Origin of the sequence: Pseudomonas sp. NFR16, assembly GCF_900108875.1 — a bacterium.
Taxonomy (GTDB): domain Bacteria; phylum Pseudomonadota; class Gammaproteobacteria; order Pseudomonadales; family Pseudomonadaceae; genus Aquipseudomonas.
In genome coordinates, this window is sequence record NZ_FNYJ01000004.1 from 365705 (window position 1) to 384123 (window position 18419).

Consider the following 18419-nt stretch of genomic DNA (forward strand, 5'->3'; position numbering starts at 1 on the left):
CTTTTTCCGATCTGGAGACCTTACATGTCTGCCTTCTCAAGCTTGCCACTGGTGATCGAGCCCGCAGATCTGCAGGCACGCCTCGGCGCTTCAGAGCTGATTCTGGTCGACCTGACCAGCCCCGCCCGTTACGAGGCCGGCCACCTTCCCGGCGCCCGCTTCGTCGACCCCAAACGTACGCAACTGGGGCTGCCGCCCGCGCCGGGCCTGCTGCCGACTCATGCGCAGCTCGAAGCGTTGTTCGGCGAACTTGGCCATAACCCCGATGCGGTCTATGTGGTCTACGACGACGAAGGCGGCGGTTGGGCCGGACGTTTCATCTGGCTGCTGGATGTCATCGGACACTCGAAATACCACTATCTCGACGGCGGACTGCTGTCGTGGCAAGCCGAAGGCTTGCCGCTGACCACGGAAGTACCTGCTCTTGCCGGTGGACCGGCTCCGCTGACGCTGCATGACGAACCCACCGCCACCCGCGAATACCTGCAAAGCCGCCTCGGCGCTGCGGATGTGGCTATCTGGGACGCACGCGGCCCGACCGAATACTCGGGCGAGAAAGTGGTCGCGGCCAAAGGCGGTCACATTCCGGGTGCCGTAAACTTCGAATGGACGGCGGGCATGGATCAGGCGCGCAGCCTGCGCATTCGCAAGGATATGCCGCAAATCCTCGAAAGCCTGGGCATCACGCCAGATAAAGAAGTCATCACTCATTGCCAGACCCACCATCGCTCCGGCTTCACCTATCTGGTGGCCAAAGCGCTGGGCTATCCACGCATCAAAGGCTATGCCGGATCGTGGGGCGAATGGGGCAATCATCCGGATACACCGGTCGAGAAATAACGGGCCGCCCACTTGGCGTCGCAGCGCTTCTCCCTTTTTCAAACGCTTTAGGAATCTTGATGAAACAGCGTCTGTTCATTCTTTTTCAATACCTGCTTCCTCACCATCTGCTGTCGCGGCTCGCCGGCTGCGTGGCTGAATGCCGCGTGCGCTGGTTCAAGAACGCATTCACGCAATGGTTCGCACGCCGATACCAGGTCGACATGTCCCAGGCTCAAGTGGAGGACGTCACGGCGTACCAGCACTTCAACGACTTCTTCACGCGGGCGCTGAAACCGGGGGCTCGCCCTCTGGACCAGACGCCGGGCGCGATCCTCTGCCCCGCTGACGGCGCCGTCAGCCAACTGGGCCCGATCGAGCACGGGCGGATTTTTCAGGCCAAAGGCCACAGCTACAGCGTGCTGGAGCTGCTCGGTGGCGATGCGCGCCTGGCCGCGCCATTCATGGGCGGCGAGTTCGCCACCGTTTATCTCTCGCCGAAGGATTACCACCGCGTGCACATGCCGCTGGCCGGTACGCTGCGTGAGATGGTTTACGTGCCGGGTCGTCTGTTCTCGGTCAACCAGACCACTGCTGAAAACGTTCCGGAGCTGTTCGCCCGCAATGAACGTGCAGTCTGCCTGTTCGACACCGAACGTGGTCCGATGGCCGTGGTGCTGGTGGGTGCGATGATTGTGGCCTCCATCGAAACAGTCTGGGCCGGGCTGGTTACGCCACCGAAACGCGAGCTCAAGACCTTCCGTTACGATGAGGCTGCACGTGCGCCGATTCATCTGGAGAAGGGCGCCGAAATGGGTCGCTTCAAACTGGGCTCCACTGCCATCGTGCTGTTCGGGCCGAATCAGGTGAAATGGGCCGAAACGCTGGCGGCAGGGTCGCCCGTGCAGATGGGTCAGGCAATGGCACTGCCGACACAGGCGTGATTCTTGCGTAAAAAAAATGTTGAAACGCTTTTTTGGCGCTGCTCGGCCTTTCGTCGACAGCGCCGATGCGCTTCACAATTCAGATGGATCGGCCGCGCGACAATGTCACTTTGATATTAAAGCTGCGATGTCGAGCTGATGCTGCTAAAGTCGTTCATCGGTGTTGTAGGAAACTTCGTTTTCAATTGACGTAAACTTGCTCGTTTCGCTCGGCCAACGTGCCCTTCGCACCGTTGAAATCGCCGCCGACCGTGCCGGTAGTTGTTGGAGTTTGCCTGTCACATGAGTAATTTAAGTCTTCCTCTGTTGTTGCGCGCACCTGTGCCGACGCAGTCGAGCCTGTCGTTCTGTGACGCGACCCCAAAAGACCTCAGGCGCTGGATCGCCACGCTGCCCAAAGCGAACCTCGGCGAAATGGCCCGCCAGCTGTATCAAGGCTTGGGCGAGCTCAACCAACTACTCACCCCCAGCGACAACCGCATGCAACTGCTTGAGCTGCTGCGCCCGGAAGTGTCGTTCGTGTGCAAGCATCTGGAGCGGCATTTCCTCAACCAGTCCGTCGTACTGGAAGAGCGTCCTCGCAAGGTCGCCAACCTGTGTCAGGCCCTGCAGAACCATCTGGCGATCGGCTATAAACAGATCATCGCCCGTGTCGCGCCCAGGCTCAGCAGAGACCGCATCCCGCTGCTCACCACCGCATTGCAGCGGGCTTTGCACTGCCTGAACGGGCCATTGATCCGCGCCAACCAGCTTTACTGTCCGGTGCAGGACGGCTTGTGGCTTGAGCTGCACCAGATCTACCAGATCGCGCGTCAGCACCAGTTGCACAATATTCCGGTTGCCGACAATCAGGCTCACCACACGCACACGCTGACTGTCGAACAGACTTACACGGTGGCCCTGTTGATGGGTTGCTCTCGCTGCAATCAGATGCGTCAGCACAACATCGGCAAGCTCGCCGACGCACTGGACGCGTGGAGTTCGATGGTCACGCTGCAGCAGCCGCTGGTCGAGGGCTCCAGCCTGTATGCTGTGTCGCCGAGTACCGACACCGCTCCACGCTACACCTCGCTGTACGCCGAAGATCAACGCGGCAATCTGCTTGGCATCGACCCACGCCCTTTGTCCGCCGCGCTGCTGCGCTATATTGAAACGCCCGTCGAGCAGCGATCGCAGTCCTATCTGCACGTGCCACCGGGTTTGTCTGCGGATGTACTGCAACATCTGGCCGCTGCCTGGGGAGACGTTTCAGAACGGGCATTCCAGCGCACGCCGGGCCAAGGCACGCTGACGGTCTGCGTTGGCATGAGCGCCTTGCATTACTTCGTCGGCGGCCAGAAGTGCTTCAGTGATCTGTTGCAGGTAGCCGCGGTGAGCAAAACGGCCGAATACACGCTGCAACCGCTGGAGCCGACTCGGCACGACCCGTGGGCGCAAGCCGTGGATGTGCAACGCAGCGGCACGTCGAACACCATGCTTCCGTTTGAAGAAATCGAATATCAGCGTGAAGAAACAGAAGCCAGCGCTGCCGCCGATGCGCAGAAGAGCTTCCCGACGTACAGCCTGCACATCGTCAATCACAGCCCCGGTGGTTATTGCCTGGCCTGGCCCAAGGAAGTCCCCGACCAACTTCAGGCCGGAGAGATGATCGGCATTCAGGACCATGGCCATGGCTGGAGCATCGCGGTAGTGCGCTGGGTTCGCCAGGTGCGCAGTGGTGGCACACAAATGGGTGTCGAATTGATCGCGCCGTTCGCGCAGGCCTGTGGCATGCAACTGCTGCGGGCCGAGCAGAGCAGTCAGTACTTGCGCGCGCTGTTGCTTCCGGAAGTGCGCGCCATCGATGTTCCGGCAACGGTGGTCGCCCCTCGCCTGCCGTTCGACGATGGCTGCAAGGTCATGATCAACACCAGCGGAGAGGAACGTCGGGCCAGCCTGAGCAATCGTCGGGCGACGACCGGCAGCTACAACCAGTTCGAGTATCAGATGCTCGAAGGGCCGAAGAAGAACGTCGCACAGAACGAATCCGCGCCGGAACAGGAATTCGATTCGCTCTGGACGGTGCTGTAATCCCCTACCGCTCCCCTCAAACCGTGCGCGCGCATCCGCAGGTTTGAGGGATAGCCGATCAGCAACGGTCTACGCGTTTCGCCCTTCCCGGTCGCGGAAGCCGAGCAGATAAAGCACACCATCGAGCCCCAGCGTCGAGATCGCCTGCCTGGCCGACTGCTTGACCAGCGGCTTGGCCCGGAATGCCACGCCCAGTCCGGCAATCGCCAGCATCGGCAGGTCATTGGCGCCGTCGCCGACGGCAATGGTCTGCTCAAGGCTCAACCCTTCCTTGCTCGCCAGCTCGCGCAGCAGATCCGCCTTGCGCTGAGCGTCGACGATAGGCTCGACGGCAACGCCGGTGCATTTGCCGTCCACGACTTCAAGCTCGTTGGCGAAGATGTAATCGATGCCCAGCTTTGCCTGCAACTGACGGGCAAAATAGGTGAAGCCTCCCGACAGAATCGCGGTTTTGTAGCCCAGACGCTTAAGCTCGGCAAACAGTGTTTCGGCGCCCTCGGTCAGACGCAGCGATGCGCCGATTTCGTCCAGCACCTTGATGTCCAGCCCTTTGAGCAGCGCCAGGCGCTCCTTGAAGCTGGCGCGAAAATCCAACTCGCCGCGCATGGCGCGCTCAGTGATTTCGGACACGCGCTCGCCAACGCCGTGAGCCTTGGCCAGCTCGTCGATGACTTCGGCTTCGATCAGCGTCGAATCCATGTCGAACACGGCCAGACGACGATTGCGACGGAAAATGGAGTCCTGCTGGAAGGCGATGTCGACGTTCAGCTCCTGAGCCACATGCAGGAATTCCGCGCGCATCTGCTGAGCGTCGGCGGGCTCGCCACGCACGGAAAACTCGATGCAGCCCTTACCCTTGTCACTTGGCATGTCCAGCGGCATCCGGCCGGAGAGGCGGTCGATGCGGTCAATGTTCAGGCCGTACTTTTCGGTGATCGAACTGACCGTCTGCAATTGCTCGGCCGTGACCTTGCGGGTCAAGAGCGTGACGATGTGCCGGTCCTTGCCCTGGTCGTCGACCCAATGCTGGTAGTCGTCTTCGCTGACATGAGTGAACAAGACCTGTTGGCCCAGTTCGTCGGCCTTGACCTGAACCTGATCGAGTACCGTCGCGCCGCTTTCGGTGTCCGGAATCTCGACAAGAATGCCGAACGACAGCGTGTCATGGATCACTGCCTGACCAATATCCAGAACATCGACGCCACCCTGGGCCAACACGCCGGTGATGGCCGCAGTGAGACCCGGACGGTCTTCACCGGTGATGTTTATCAGGACAATTTCGCGCAAGGCGCACCCCCGCAGTGGAAAAAAACCGCATTCTACTCACTTTCAGTGACCACCGGGCACAGCGAGCGCTTTGCCGCTACTGGGTCGCTCGCTATACTGCGCGGCAACTTCTCCAAGAGAGCCGTGCTCAGTGAACCGGCCCACGCCAGTAAAAACCGATAATTTCTTCTTGCTGATCTTCCGGGCATTGCGTCATCGACGTGTACCGATTGCTTTGCGCATCGCCAGCCACAACGTGATTCTCGTCGCGCTGGCGCTGGTGATCTACGCCTGCGTGATGGGGTTGCAGTTCAAGCAAGCCATGCACGAACAGGCGGACGCATTGGGGCAGGCCCTGACCACGCAAACAGCGACCTCCGCGACAGAGCTGCTGGTGTCCAACGACATCCTCAGCCTCAACGTGCTGCTGGGCAATCTGGTCAAAAACCCGCTGGTCGCTCACGCCGCTATTTATAGCGTGGACAACCGCATTCTTGCCGAAGCCGGCCAGCGCCCGAAAAACGGCCTGCTGGGCGAAGCCGAAGGGCTCTACGAGATCAAGGTCACATTCCAGGATGTCGTCGCGGGCACCCTGCGCATCAGTCTGGACATGACTCAGTTCCAGCAACCGCTGACCATCAGCCTGCAAAGCATGGGCATTCTCGCGGGTATTCTGCTGGCGCTGGCATTGGCGCTCAGCCTGCGCCTGGGGCGTCACATTTCCACGCCCATGCTGCAATTGCGCATGTGGTTGCGTTACATCGATCCCTACACGCCGGCAACAGATCGTCAGGATGAAATCGGCGATCTGGCTCGCCAGCTCAAGGCATCTTACGCACCGCCTGAGCCGGAACCGGAGCCAGTCCCTGAGCCCGAGCACGCCGATGATGACAGCTCGCCCGAATTCGACGCCAGCGATCTGGGTGATCACGATTTCGACGATGCGCCCAAGCCGCGCGCCACGGCGATCCCTGCACGACGTATCGTTGCCGAGGAAGACGAAGAGGACGAAGACGATCCGTTTGCCGATCTGCGCGACGACTCCGCGGTGGCCCAGAAGCCTGCGCCGCGGCCGATGCTCCCGGTCGTTCCTTCACAGCCGCAATACAGCGCAGTGCTTGCCGTGCAGTTGGGCTCTCAGGAACAATTGCGTCGCCTGCCACGCGCCCGCTTGACCGAGCTGCTCGAGCGTTATCGCGACTGCATCGATCAGGCTGCTTCGCTGTACGACAGCGAGCTTCACACGCTGAATGACGGCAGCTCGCTGATGGTGTTCAGCACCCAGGACAGCGGCGATGATTACCTGACCAATGCCATCTGCTGTGGCGAGCTTCTTCGTGCATTGAGCCACGCCTTGCAGATTGAAGTCGCAGACAGCGGCATCACCCTGCAATTGCAGCTCGGTCTGACGCTGGGCGAAGGCCTGCACGGCATGAACCAGATCGACCTGCTGTTGACCGAAACCGCGCAGGACGCATTGGCGCTGTCGCAACACAGTCGCAACCTGCTGCTGGTGGAACGCAAGATCAGCGAAGACCACACCATTCGTCAGCGTGCTCGCATTCGCCCCATCGCCAGCCCGGAAGGTGCCAGCTGCGTCGAACGCCTGATGGAGCCCTATCCATCGATGCTCGAACGCCAACTTGCGCGCATGCACGAGGCGCGCAAGGTCTGATACCCGGTCGGGCGTGCGCAATCCGTTGTAGGAGCGCGCTTGCCCGCGAACGCGATATCCCTCCAACGCTGCGGCGACTGACACCACGCATTCGCGGGCAAGCGCGCTCCCACAAACGGTCAGCGGCGAATGGATATATACGGTTTCGATCTTGACGAACTGTATGCCACCCACAAAAAAGCCCGCATCACTGCGGGCTTTTTGTTTGCGCCTGGATCAGAAGCGGAACACTTCAAGATCGGTGCGAATCGGGGAAGCCATTGGAATCTTTGGCTTGTCTTGATCGGTTCGGGTCTTGGCCGGTTGGGCGGCCTTTCTCGGTTCGTCTGCAACCAGCGGCTGGCTGGCAATCGGCTTCACCGCCACGCTCAATTGATCGGCCAGACGCTGCAGCAATACGCCTTGCGCTTTGACCTGAGCAGCGGAGGTGCCGGCATGCGGCTCTTCAAGGTGAACCAGTTTGCTGTCGCGAACGGTGCCTCGGCGATCCAGCAGACGCCATTGCGCATCGAGCACCGCAGGCTGGTTCTCGCCCGAATCCAGACGGGTGATCGACAGCACGACTTGCACATCCGGCGTGAAGTTGGCTGCAGCCGGCGCCATTACCACGCGCTGGCTATCAAGCTTCCAGGCCAGCTGGCGAAGCAACAGCTGATCGATATCCGCCGACAGACTGCCCGCCCACCGACCGTCCGTCGAAGCCGTCAGACTGCCGTCCGGCTGGCGCTGCAGTAATGTTTCCCGTTGCAGATAATCGGCAACGGCAACCGGACCCAGCAAAACTGCGACTCCGGCACTTTGTTTCGGTTGCCCAGGTTCGCCGCTGTCCAACTGATAGAGCGAAGTGGGTTGATGAACGCTGCATCCGGCCAAACCTAAAACGCCAGTCAACAACAGAACAACAGGAACGCGTAGAAAATTCATCATTCCGTCCAAGTGGGCACCCAAGGCGCGCCACGATGTCAAATACTCAAGAAACCATGAAGGCACTCAGCCACGCCTGCACCTCAAGACGTCATATCATCCGTGAATATGCGCGATGACTCCAGCGATTCTGCGTCGATCTTCGTGACGAAACGAAGATCGGACGCTCAAATCAGCTTCTTAAGCACCAGTTTCCACCAACAGGGCATCCACGCGCTGAAATCCACGTGGTAGCTTATTGCCACGTCTTCCGCGCTCGCCTTTGTAATGTTCCAGATCGTCAGCTTTGAGAGAAAGCGTACGTTTGCCAGCCTGCAGCACCAGAGTGGCGCCTTCCGGAATCACCGCCAGGTCGGTCACGAATTCTTCTCGGCTGGCAACGCGTTCGCCAGGAATGCCGATGATCTTGTTGCCTTTACCCTTACCCAGCTGCGGCAGATCGGCAATTTTAAACACCAGCAGGCGGCCCTCGGTCGTAACCGCCGCCAGCCAGTTTTGCTCCCGATCTGGCACAGGACGCGGCAAGATGACCTTGGCACCCGTCGGCAGGCTCAACAGCGCCTTGCCCGCCTTGTTCTTCGCCTGCAGGTCCTCACCCTTCACAACGAAACCGTAACCGGCGTCGGAGGCGATCACGTACAGCGCGTCATCATCGGGGAGCAGCACGCATTCGAACGTCGCCGCAGGTGGCGGCGTCAGGCGACCGGTGAGTGGATCGCCCTGGCCTCGAGCAGAAGGCAGCGTATGCGCTGCCAGCGAATAGCTGCGCCCTGTCGAGTCGATGAACACAGCGAACTGATTCGAACGCCCCGCCGCTGCTGCCTTGAATCCGTCGCCTGCCTTGTAGGAGAGCCCTGTTGCGTCGATGTCATGGCCTTTGGCGCAACGCACCCAGCCTTTTTCTGACAGCACGACCGTCACCGGCTCAGTCGGCATGAGCTCGTTTTCTGACAACGCCTTGGCCTCGGCACGCTCCACGATTGGCGAGCGGCGATCATCGCCATAGGTTTCGGCGTCCGCGATCAGTTCGGAACGCACCAGCTTGCGCAACTTGGTCTCGCTGCCCAGCAGAGCCAGCAGCTTGGCCTGTTCCTTGAGCAGTTCATCCTGCTCGCCGCGCAGCTTCATTTCTTCCAGACGCGCCAACTGACGCAGCCGGGTGTCGAGGATGTAGTCGGCCTGGATCTCCGAGAGCTCAAAACGGGCAATCAGCTCGGCCTTCGGATGCTCGGCGGTGCGGATGATGTGGATCACTTCGTCCAGATTCAGGTAAGCGGTCAGCAAACCTTCCAACAGGTGCAGGCGCTTCTGCACCTTGTCCAGACGGAATTGCAAGCGACGACGCACCGTGTTGATGCGGAATGTCAGCCACTCAGACAGCAGCGCCTTGAGGTTCTTGAGCTGCGGCTTGCCGTCCAGGCCGATGATGTTGATGTTCACCCGGTAGCTGGATTCAAGCTCCGTAGTGGCGAACAGGTGTTGCATCAGCTCTTCAGGATCGACGCGATTGGAGCGCGGAATGATCACGATGCGGCATGGGTGCTCATGATCGGACTCATCACGCAGGTCCGCGACCATCGGCAGCTTCTTGGCCTGCATCTGCGCGGCGATCTGCTCCAGCACCTTAGCGCCGGAAACCTGATGCGGCAGCGCGGTGACCACGATGTCGCCATCCTCGACACGGTAAACGGCACGCATGCGTACCGAGCCGCGACCACTTTCGTAGATCTTCAGCAGGTCGGCGCGCGACGTGATGATTTCGGCTTCGGTCGGGTAGTCCGGCCCTTGCACGTGCTCACACAGCTGCTCGATGGTGGCCTTGGGCTCATCGAGCAAACGCACGCAGGCAGACGCGACTTCACGCAGGTTGTGCGGCGGAACGTCGGTCGCCATGCCCACGGCGATACCGGTGGTGCCATTGAGCAGGATATTCGGCAAACGTGCTGGCAATACCGCCGGTTCGTCCAGCGTACCGTCGAAGTTGGGAACCCAGTCAGCGGTGCCTTGACCGAGTTCGGTCAGCAGCACTTCCGAATAGCGCGACAGGCGCGCCTCGGTGTAGCGCATGGCCGCGAACGACTTGGGATCATCCGGCGCACCCCAGTTACCTTGACCATCGACCAGCGTGTAGCGATAGCTGAACGACTGAGCCATCAGCACCATGGCCTCATAGCACGCGGAGTCACCGTGCGGGTGGAACTTGCCGAGTACGTCACCGACCGTGCGCGCCGATTTCTTGTGCTTGGCGTCGGCGTCCAGGCCCAGTTCGCTCATGGCGTAGACAATCCGCCGCTGCACGGGCTTCAAGCCATCACCGATGTGCGGCAAGGCGCGGTCCATGATCACGTACATGGAATAGTTGAGGTAGGCCTGTTCGGTGAAGTCAGCCAGTGATCGGCGTTCTACGCCATCCAGGCTGAGGTCAAGGGAGTCGCTCATGCGGGCCTCATCATTTTGTCGTCTGACGCAGCAGCAATGTGCCGCCGCGCTGTGTGAATTCGAGTTGTTTGATGGCGCTCATGCCCAGCAGCACCTGCTCACCGTCCAGGCCGGGCACCACCAGGGCGCGCACATTGCTCAAGACGATGTCGCCAATTTGCAGCCGCTGCAGCGTGGTCCGGAATGCCTCGGTGCGGCCATTGGCCGTACTCACCTGAACCCGCTCGCCACGCTCCAGGCGCAACGTGTCCGCCACTGGTTCGGGAATGGCGACATTGGTCGCTCCCGTGTCGAGCATGAACTGTACCGGGTGCGAGTCGATCTGCCCGCTCATGACGAAGTGCCCCTGACGGTTGCTCGTCAACTGCACTTCGACATAGCCATCACCCTGCCGTGAAGTAACGCTGGTGTTCGGGTTTTCCTGTCGCTGCTCCCAATCGCCGAAAAAACGCGTGGCCAGAAACAGCCCCGCAGCCCAGACGATGATCAGCATGAGACGCCCGGCGCGTCTGCCGGGTGGTGCCTGTGTCAAGGCTTGCCGCCCCAGCCACCGGCTGGCGCAGCGAAGCGCCAGACGATCGGACGCTTTTCTCCGTCGGCGCGAGCGCCAAAGTTATTGTCGACCCCGACCCATGCACCGCTGTCATCGATGACCAGCGCTTCGGTCAGGCCGTATTTCTGGTCATACAGGCGATTGGGTTGCAGCGCTTCCTTTGCGAATGACCAGCACGCTTCGAGCTGCCCGGTCTCCAGAGAGCGTCGGCAGATGCGGTAGGCCGCGCGCTCAAGCGCGAACAACTTGCCCTTGTACAACGAAATGTCCGCAAAGTCTTTGCCAACGGCCTTCCCGCCCACTTGCGGCGGCAGAATGTCATTGCCAGACTCGACCCGCAGAATACAGCTCGCATCACAGGCCCAGCCGTCTTTACCAAGGCGCGCCGTCAACAGACCTCGCTTGTCACGCTCGGCGGCCAGCCATAACTGATCGCCTGCCGGATTGATCGCGATACCTTCGAAAATCGCATTGAAGTGCTGCAGCATCCCTGCCGACTGTGCTTCCTTGACCAGCTTGCCCGGCAATTCCAGCCAGACCGGCGCCCCGTTGACAGGTACCTTGAGCACCGTGGCGTAAGCCTCGCTGACCAGATACCGGTTGCCGGCGGCATCGCAGCTCACGCCCTCGAAATCCAGATCGCCCCCACGAAGAATCGCCGAGGCCTTGGCCATCGCACGCAAGGTCGAAGACAGCCCGCTGTCTGGAATCGGCGGAATCTCGATCACCTGGCCACGGGCTTTCCAGACCGTCGCCGAGGTGTCGAGGCTGTACAGCAAGGTGTCATCGCGGTCGGAAACCGTCCACAACACGCCATTGCACGACGCCAGCCCCGACAGATTGCCGCCGATCATGTCGTCGACCGGGTGCTCGGACAACAATTTCAGTTCGGGCAACGGTGCGGCGAAGACTGGGGCAGCGAGCAACAACAGGGCTGCAAACCAGGCTCGCATCAGACCAGCACCTCGGCAAGGTTGCCCTTGGATTCGAGCCAGGTCTTGCGGTCGCCTGCACGTTTTTTTGCCAACAGCATGTCCATGATTTCCGAAGTGGCCTCGAAATCATCCAGCGTCAGCTGGACAAGACGACGGGTGTTCGGGTCCATGGTGGTTTCACGCAGCTGCGGCGGGTTCATCTCGCCCAGACCTTTGAATCGCGTGACCTGAGGCTTGCCGCGCTTCTTCTCGGCCACCAGACGATCGAGGATGCCATCGCGCTCAGCCTCGTCCAGTGCGTAATAAATGTCTTTGCCCAGGTCGATGCGGTAAAGCGGCGGCATTGCGACGTACACGTGGCCGGCGTCGACCAGCGGACGGAAATGCTGCACGAACAGGGCGCACAGCAAGGTGGCGATGTGCAGGCCGTCGGAGTCGGCATCGGCGAGGATACAGATCTTGCCGTACCGCAACTGGCTCATGTCCGCCGCGCCTGGATCAACCCCGATGGCGACCGCAATGTTGTGGACTTCCTGGCTGGCGAGCACTTCGCCACCATCGACTTCCCAGGTGTTCAGAATTTTGCCGCGAAGCGGCAGGATGGCCTGAAACTCCTTGTCCCGCGCCTGCTTGGCCGAGCCGCCGGCAGAGTCACCCTCGACCAGAAACAGTTCGGCGCGCATCGGATCCTGGCCGGCGCAATCGGCCAGCTTGCCCGGCAGCGCCGGACCTTGAGTGATGCGTTTTCGCTCGACTTTCTTGCTTGCCTTGAGTCGGCGTCCGGCGTTGTTGATCGCCAGCTCCGCCAACTGCATGCCCATTTCAGGATGAGCGTTGAGCCACAGGCTGAATGCGTCCTTGACCACGCCGGAGACGAACGCCGCCGCCTCACGAGACGACAGACGCTCCTTGGTCTGGCCGGAGAACTGGGGCTCTTGCATCTTCATCGACAGAACGAACGCGATCCGCTCCCAGACGTCTTCCGGCGCCAGTTTCACGCCACGCGGCAGCAGATTGCGGAACTCACAGAATTCGCGCATGGCATCGAGCAAGCCCTGGCGCAGACCATTGACGTGAGTACCGCCCTGCGCGGTCGGGATCAGGTTGACGTAGCTCTCCTGAACGCTGTCGCCGCCCTCAGGCAGCCAGAGCAACGCCCAGTCGACGGCTTCCTTGTTACCCGCGAATGAACCACAGAAGGGCTCGTCGGGCAGGCGCAGAAACTCGTTCACCGAATCCTGAAGATACGAGCGCAGCCCGTCTTCGTAATGCCACTCGACTTTCTCGCCGGTGCCCTTGTCCTCGAAGCTGACCAAGAGGCCCGGGCACAGGACAGCCTTGGCCTTGAGCACGTGCTTGAGGCGGCTGACGGAGAATTTGGGACTGTCGAAATATTTCGGGTCCGGCGCAAAAAAGACGCTGGTGCCTGTATTGCGCTTGCCCACTGTGCCGACGACGGCCAGCTCGCTGGCCTTGAAGCCATCGGCGAAGGTCATTTCATATTCGTTGCCGTCGCGCTTGACCCGCACCCGCACTTGGGTGGAGAGCGCGTTGACCACGGAAATACCCACCCCGTGCAGACCGCCGGAGAACTGGTAGTTCTTGTTGGAGAACTTACCGCCCGCGTGCAGCTTGGTGAGGATCAGTTCGACACCGGAAACGCCTTCTTCCGGGTGGATGTCCACTGGCATGCCGCGACCGTCATCGGCCACTTCAAGAGAGTTATCGGCGTGGAGAATGACCTGCACCGATCTGGCGTGCCCCGCCAGCGCTTCGTCGACGCTGTTGTCGATGACTTCCTGCGCCAGATGGTTCGGCCGCGTGGTGTCGGTGTACATGCCCGGCCGTTTGCGGACCGGGTCGAGGCCCGAGAGGACTTCGATGGCGTCTGCGTTATAAGAGCTAGCGCTGGGATTGGCCATGGGGTCTCGTCATCAAGTCGTTCATGAAATTTCGGAGTGACACTGTTCTACATTGTTGTTTCAGCACATGCGTCGATCCGGCCGGGCTACAGCACCGACAGATCGATCGCCTGGAGCAGTTCTGGCGCGAAACCGGCAAATCCGAGCAGAGCGGGCAGTTTCGACGCGAATCCTTGAAAACCATGATCGCCCCCGGCCTCGATGCGTAACGCGCAAGCTCGGTAAAATGCCTGCGCGCGACGATAATCCAGAGTTTCATCGCCGGTCTGCAGCCACACCTGGATACGCTGAGGATCTTGCGGGGCCGGCACTTCGAGCTCTGCCAGCGCTGCCACGTGATCGTGCGTCAGCTCCCAGCTCTCGCCGGTATATAGATTTTGTTGGGTGCCCAGAAAGCCGTCGAACAACTGATGCGGATTCACCGCCGGGTTGATCAGCACGGCCTTAAGGCCATGACGCTCCGCCAGGTGAGTCGCATAGTAGCCGCCGAGCGAGCTGCCGACCAGTAATGGCCGCCCGCCCAGTTCTTCGATGGCGTTCTCAAGCTGGGCCACTGCCTGACGCGGATGATGGTGCAGCTCTGGCACCCGCAACTGCTCGCTCAAACCCAGGGTTTTCATCAACTCAGCCAGCTGTGTGGCTTTTTTCGACATCGCCGAGCTGTTCAAGCCATGTATATAAAGAAGCGTCGGGTGATCCTGGTTCACGCGGTTATCTCCAGATGCAGCGCATCAACACGCAAAGCCACGCAGTTTACAGGGACAACCCAGGGAAAACTCGTTTGTTGATCAACCGCTGAGGTTCGAAGCATTTCCATCAATAACCGGCACCACTGAGGTCGACTTCGAACAGACTGGGGTCAATCCGCGATACGCCGGTTTCGATCAGGCCGTCATCGTGCAGCCGCAACCAGCGATATCCCGGCGCCAGCGCGTCGAGCTTGAAATCCTCACTGTCGGGCGCGAACTGAATACACGTGGACGGCGACGCCATCAACCTCAAGCCGTTACGTTGCTGATCGTATTCCTGATGCACGTGGCCCCAAAGCAGCGCCCGAGCCTGAGGAAAGCGTTCCAGCACGGAGAACAGAGCCTCGGGGTTACGCAGTCCGATCGGCTCCATCCACGCCGCGCCAATGGGCACCGGATGATGGTGCAGGCAGACCAGATGATGACGTTGCGGTGCTTCGCTCAACGCCTGAGCAAGCAATTGCAGCTGTTTGTCTTCCAGATAGCCCGGCACGGAGCCCGGAACGGCAGAGTCCAGCATCGTGATACGCCAGTTTCCAACGTCCACGACAGGCTCAAGAAAGTCACTCTGCTGAGCGGCGATCGCCATTTCCCGAAGTTCGTCATGGTTGCCAGGCAGCCAGCGTTTGGGCGCGGACAGGCGCTCACTCGACTGGCGAAACGCCTGATAAGACTCGACGGAGCCGTCCTGAGACAAATCGCCCGTGGCGAGCACCAGGTCGATCGCCGCCTGTTCGGCCAGCACCCGATCAACGACGGCGCTCAGGCTGTCGCGCGTGGCCATGCCCAAGAGCTTGCCGTCCGCTTCAGCGAACAGGTGGCTGTCCGACAGTTGCACCACCAGGACGGAGGACGAATTCAGAGGTGTGCTCGGCAATGGCCATCTCCTTGAGCGGGTATGGCCGGATTATGGTGGCTGGAGCGCCGACGGGCAAATGCCGAAGTGAGGGCTAGCTCTCAGTTGTGGTGCTTGTGAGCTGAAGTCTTTCGGCGCAGGGCAGATCTCTTGAAGAGGCTGTCGAGGCCGTAACCGCCCAGCAGCAAGCCTATACCCCCACCTAAAAGCAGCCAGCCCAATATATCTTCGTAACTTCCCGGAGTCGAAAAATACATCAGCGGGAATATAGGAAGATGAGACCCCGCAAATAAGCCTGCAACCCCACCTAACGACCACCCCCAAGAAATGTAGCTCGACAAATATGCACCCAGCGCAAACCCTCCAATAAAGGAGGACCATTCCGACGCCAATGTAAGAGGTTCCGGGGAATAAAAAATCAAATCCGTAAAAAACTGGACCACCAGACCAGACCATATCCCATAAACCAAAACCTTTACGATGCTCACTTCCACAATCTCGGACAGTTGGTCACGCTGACCTCACTCACCCCACCAGCCGATAACACTGCTTCAACGAAACTCACGCAGTTATTGGGGACTAACAGCCAGTACCATATCTCTACGCTCAACGCTTCAATCTTCCGTTGCGCGCTCTCGGGATCCGGGACGTAAACCTTGCGTCTGAATATCTCGTTTTTCCCTCCCTCTTGCACGTATCTCTTATAATCAGTCTCAGTTAAATGATAAGGCCGATTCCACTTATCTATGTGAAAGTAATTATACCCAACCCTCAATAGCGAATGCCCGCAATAATTGGGACCGTCGCCTGAAACAACCACAACCCAGGTGTCATTCCAATTAAACGGAATCGCATCGCAGGAATAAAGATGAGTTCCAAGATAAGCCATAGCACGACCTCAAACAAAAGATCGTGCAAACCTAGCTCCAGGAGCGCTGAAAAATAAAGCCAAATCCCAGCGCAGCGAAAATTTCAGAAACAGCCTACAAGGCCGGAAGACTTGAGCGTTAAGCTAGCTGGAAAGAGCCTACAACTTCAGCGCACCGACTCAAACTCATGCCCACACGCCAGGCAGTGACTCAACCATTCCCCCAGGAACAGATTGAGTTGGGCCTTTTCATCGGGCTGATGCATGTCGGCGTTGGGGTAAGGATAAATGCCCTGAAAACGCCGCGCGTGTTCGGCGCCGATGACTTCGGCCATGCGCGCGTCGTGATAGACCTGGACTTCCAGCACAGGCACCGGCAGCCAGGGCAGGCTGTGCTCTTGGCGCACCTGTAGCGTGGTGGTGTAAGGACAGTCGAGTATGACCTCGACCGCCAGCACGCCCAGCATCTGATCGCCTTGCGTGACGGCGACCTTGCGTGAGCGCTGTGCATTGCGCATATCGGGTAGCAAACGCATCAAGCGAGCGTAGTTCGCCTCGCAGGCTGCTTGCAGCCCGGCAAGGTCGACACGATAGCGCTCGCGCAGAAGATTCAAGACCATAGCCCCCTTATCTCGGCGCGATTGAGCGCCAGCCATTGTATTGCGATGATAGTTGCCGCATTGACGATGCGTCCGTCTTTCACAGCCTGCATGGCATCTTCGAAGGACCAGACCGACACACGGATGTCTTCGGCTTCCTCTTCCAGGCCATGCAGACCACCTGCGCCTTCACTGTCGCACTTGCCCAGGTAGAGATGAACGAATTCGTTGCTGCCTCCGGGCGAAGGGAAATACTTGGTGATCGGCCAGAGTGCCTCGAAGACAAGCCCAGCTTCCTCCTCTCCCTCACGGTGAGCAACCTGTTCAGGCTCCTCTTTTTTGTCGATCAGGCCCGCAACCATTTCGATCAGCCAGGGGTTGGGATACTTGCCCACCACGCCCACCCGGAACTGCTCGATCAGCACGACCTGATCGCGCTTGGCATCGTAAGGCAGCACGCAGACAGCGTCGTGTCGGACAAACAGCTCGCGCTTGATTTCCGGGCTCATGCCGCCGTCGAACAGTTCGTGGCGCAGGTGCAGTCGATCCAGCTGGTAGAACCCCTTGAAGCAGGTTTCGCGCTGAGTGATCTCGTGCTTCGTCGGTATCGATTTCGGGGTATCAGTCATACTTTTCTCACTGCTTGAGCACCTGTGTCCTGGCCCATCCTAACGCGCTGCTGCGCTGGATGCAGCCCTTTGAGTTGGCAAATCCGGCCCTCAGGGTAGACGACAGCAACCGAAAGGTTCTCTAATCCGCCCAGTGGCGAACTGATTGCGCCACCCGTAGTCGAAGCTGGTTGCCGTTACATCCGAGTGATGGCCCTTTATGCCAATGCCAAGGATCAACATGTCGTTTCTGAAGATCATTTCACTGGCCTGCCTGGCCCTGATACTGGGCGCCTGCCAAAGCCTCTTCCAACCCAATCTGCGCAGTCCGCTGACCGTTCAGCGTGACGCCTCCGAACTGATCAAGCCCGGCTGCACCACAGACGATTGCCCGCTGGTAAACATCGACACCGTACATTTCCCGGACGAGCCCAAACTGGATGCAATCGTTCAGCGCACGCTCTTGCAATTGACCCGCAGCGACACCGACGGTCCCGTTCCGCCAACGATCAAGGCGTATCAGGAGCAATTCTTGAGCCGTGCCCAGGCGCGCAACAGCAGTTACCTTCAAGCCAAAGTACGCGAGCAGCATGACGGAATCGTCGTCGTGGAGCTGTCGAGCTACCTGGATACCGGTGGCGCTCACGGCAATCCGGGCCGTGCGTTCATCAACTATTCACGCCAGCAGCAGCGCGTGCTGACGCTGGCCGACATGCTGGTACCGGGCCAGGAAAGCGCGTTCTGGGAAAAGGCCGAACTGGCGCATCAAGCCTGGCAAGTGAGCACCAAGCTGGACAAGGACGCCGACTTTCAGAAGATGTGGCCATTCAAGCGAACTTCAAACGTCGCCCTGACGTACGGTGCCGTCATTCTGAAATACCCGGTGGACACCATCGCACCCTATTCGATGGGTCACATCGAGCTGAAGATTCCCTATCCGCAGCTTAACGGGATCATCAAGCCTGAGCTGTTTCCGGGCCGCAGCTGATCGTCTGAACGCAAGCCGGTTGCTGAGAACGCGCCGGCTTGCCTCGTAATATCCCCTCTCAAATAACCACCTTATCTATATTCAGTTCCTACATACACTTTCATACACATCCTCCAAGCTTTAAACATTCCCACCCTCAAACTTCCACCATTACTAAACTCCTTGTTTATTGACGCCTCACTCGCCTAATCATTAAGTTCCGCC

15 protein-coding genes and 2 pseudogenes are annotated in these 18419 nt (G+C 59.7%); 6 read left to right on the forward strand and 11 right to left on the reverse strand.

Annotated features, from left to right (window positions below; genetic code table 11):
- The first annotated feature begins 24 nt into the window (after window positions 1-24).
- The 3 genes from rhdA (at window position 25) to BMZ10_RS17750 (ending at window position 3833) form a co-directional block, all read left to right on the forward strand.
- Complete coding sequence (rhdA, locus tag BMZ10_RS17740) at window positions 25-840, forward strand: thiosulfate sulfurtransferase (RefSeq protein ID WP_093465085.1); 816 nt, start codon at window positions 25-27, stop codon at window positions 838-840.
- Between the two features lie 53 nt (window positions 841-893).
- Window positions 894-1763 carry an archaetidylserine decarboxylase gene (gene asd, locus BMZ10_RS17745; protein WP_177182162.1) on the forward strand — a complete coding sequence of 290 codons (870 nt, stop codon included), beginning with the start codon at window positions 894-896 and terminating at the stop codon, window positions 1761-1763.
- Between the two features lie 282 nt (window positions 1764-2045).
- Window positions 2046-3833: a molecular chaperone gene (locus BMZ10_RS17750; protein ID WP_093465089.1), complete on the forward strand. Its 1788-nt coding sequence runs from the start codon at window positions 2046-2048 to the stop codon at window positions 3831-3833.
- A gap of 69 nt (window positions 3834-3902) precedes the next feature.
- Here BMZ10_RS17750 and serB read toward each other — a convergent pair whose 3' ends face one another.
- A complete protein-coding gene (gene serB / locus BMZ10_RS17755; RefSeq protein WP_218147245.1) occupies window positions 3903-5120 on the reverse strand; it encodes a phosphoserine phosphatase SerB in 1218 nt (405 codons plus the stop codon).
- A gap of 130 nt (window positions 5121-5250) precedes the next feature.
- Here serB and BMZ10_RS28345 point away from each other — a divergent pair.
- Together BMZ10_RS28345 and BMZ10_RS28350 are read left to right on the forward strand one after the other, a co-directional pair.
- A pseudogene (locus tag BMZ10_RS28345) lies at window positions 5251-5979 on the forward strand (histidine kinase); the annotation flags it as partial.
- Window positions 5980-6045: 66 nt separating this feature from the next.
- Window positions 6046-6774: pseudogene (locus BMZ10_RS28350) on the forward strand (histidine kinase); the annotation flags it as partial.
- A 216-nt stretch (window positions 6775-6990) separates the two neighbouring features.
- Here BMZ10_RS28350 and BMZ10_RS17765 read toward each other — a convergent pair.
- From BMZ10_RS17765 to BMZ10_RS17805, 10 genes are all read right to left on the reverse strand, one after another.
- Window positions 6991-7698, reverse strand: coding sequence for a PqiC family protein (locus tag BMZ10_RS17765; RefSeq protein ID WP_093465095.1), 708 nt, complete (start codon window positions 7696-7698; stop codon window positions 6991-6993).
- Window positions 7699-7878: 180 nt separating this feature from the next.
- Window positions 7879-10137, reverse strand: a complete 2259-nt coding sequence (parC, locus tag BMZ10_RS17770; protein ID WP_093465097.1) for a DNA topoisomerase IV subunit A — start codon at window positions 10135-10137, stop codon at window positions 7879-7881.
- Window positions 10138-10147: 10 nt separating this feature from the next.
- Window positions 10148-10630 carry a retropepsin-like aspartic protease family protein gene (locus BMZ10_RS17775; protein WP_177182152.1) on the reverse strand — a complete coding sequence of 161 codons (483 nt, stop codon included), beginning with the start codon at window positions 10628-10630 and terminating at the stop codon, window positions 10148-10150.
- Window positions 10631-10665: 35 nt separating this feature from the next.
- Window positions 10666-11643, reverse strand: a complete 978-nt coding sequence (locus BMZ10_RS17780) for an esterase-like activity of phytase family protein (protein WP_177182153.1) — start codon at window positions 11641-11643, stop codon at window positions 10666-10668.
- The gene (parE, locus tag BMZ10_RS17785; RefSeq protein WP_093465103.1) at window positions 11643-13547 is read right to left on the reverse strand and encodes a DNA topoisomerase IV subunit B; all 1905 of its coding nucleotides are present in this window, start codon (window positions 13545-13547) and stop codon (window positions 11643-11645) included. The genes BMZ10_RS17780 and parE overlap by 1 nt, the downstream gene beginning before the upstream one ends.
- A gap of 86 nt (window positions 13548-13633) precedes the next feature.
- Window positions 13634-14200 carry a YqiA/YcfP family alpha/beta fold hydrolase gene (locus BMZ10_RS17790; RefSeq protein WP_256214529.1) on the reverse strand — a complete coding sequence of 189 codons (567 nt, stop codon included), beginning with the start codon at window positions 14198-14200 and terminating at the stop codon, window positions 13634-13636.
- Between the two features lie 163 nt (window positions 14201-14363).
- Complete coding sequence (gene cpdA, locus BMZ10_RS17795; RefSeq protein WP_093465107.1) at window positions 14364-15173, reverse strand: 3',5'-cyclic-AMP phosphodiesterase; 810 nt, start codon at window positions 15171-15173, stop codon at window positions 14364-14366.
- A gap of 80 nt (window positions 15174-15253) precedes the next feature.
- Complete coding sequence (locus BMZ10_RS27500; protein ID WP_143070305.1) at window positions 15254-15640, reverse strand: hypothetical protein; 387 nt, start codon at window positions 15638-15640, stop codon at window positions 15254-15256.
- 547 nt (window positions 15641-16187) lie between these two features.
- Window positions 16188-16640 (reverse strand): DUF1249 domain-containing protein, encoded by a 453-nt coding sequence (locus BMZ10_RS17800; protein WP_093465109.1) that lies wholly within the window; start codon window positions 16638-16640, stop codon window positions 16188-16190.
- Window positions 16631-17248, reverse strand: a complete 618-nt coding sequence (locus BMZ10_RS17805) for an NUDIX domain-containing protein (protein WP_093465111.1) — start codon at window positions 17246-17248, stop codon at window positions 16631-16633. Before BMZ10_RS17805 ends, BMZ10_RS17800 begins: the two co-directional genes overlap by 10 nt.
- A 220-nt stretch (window positions 17249-17468) precedes the next feature.
- Here BMZ10_RS17805 and BMZ10_RS17810 point away from each other — a divergent pair, with 220 nt between their 5' ends.
- Window positions 17469-18215: an RsiV family protein gene (locus tag BMZ10_RS17810; RefSeq protein WP_093465113.1), complete on the forward strand. Its 747-nt coding sequence runs from the start codon at window positions 17469-17471 to the stop codon at window positions 18213-18215.
- The last annotated feature ends 204 nt before the right edge of the window (window positions 18216-18419 follow it).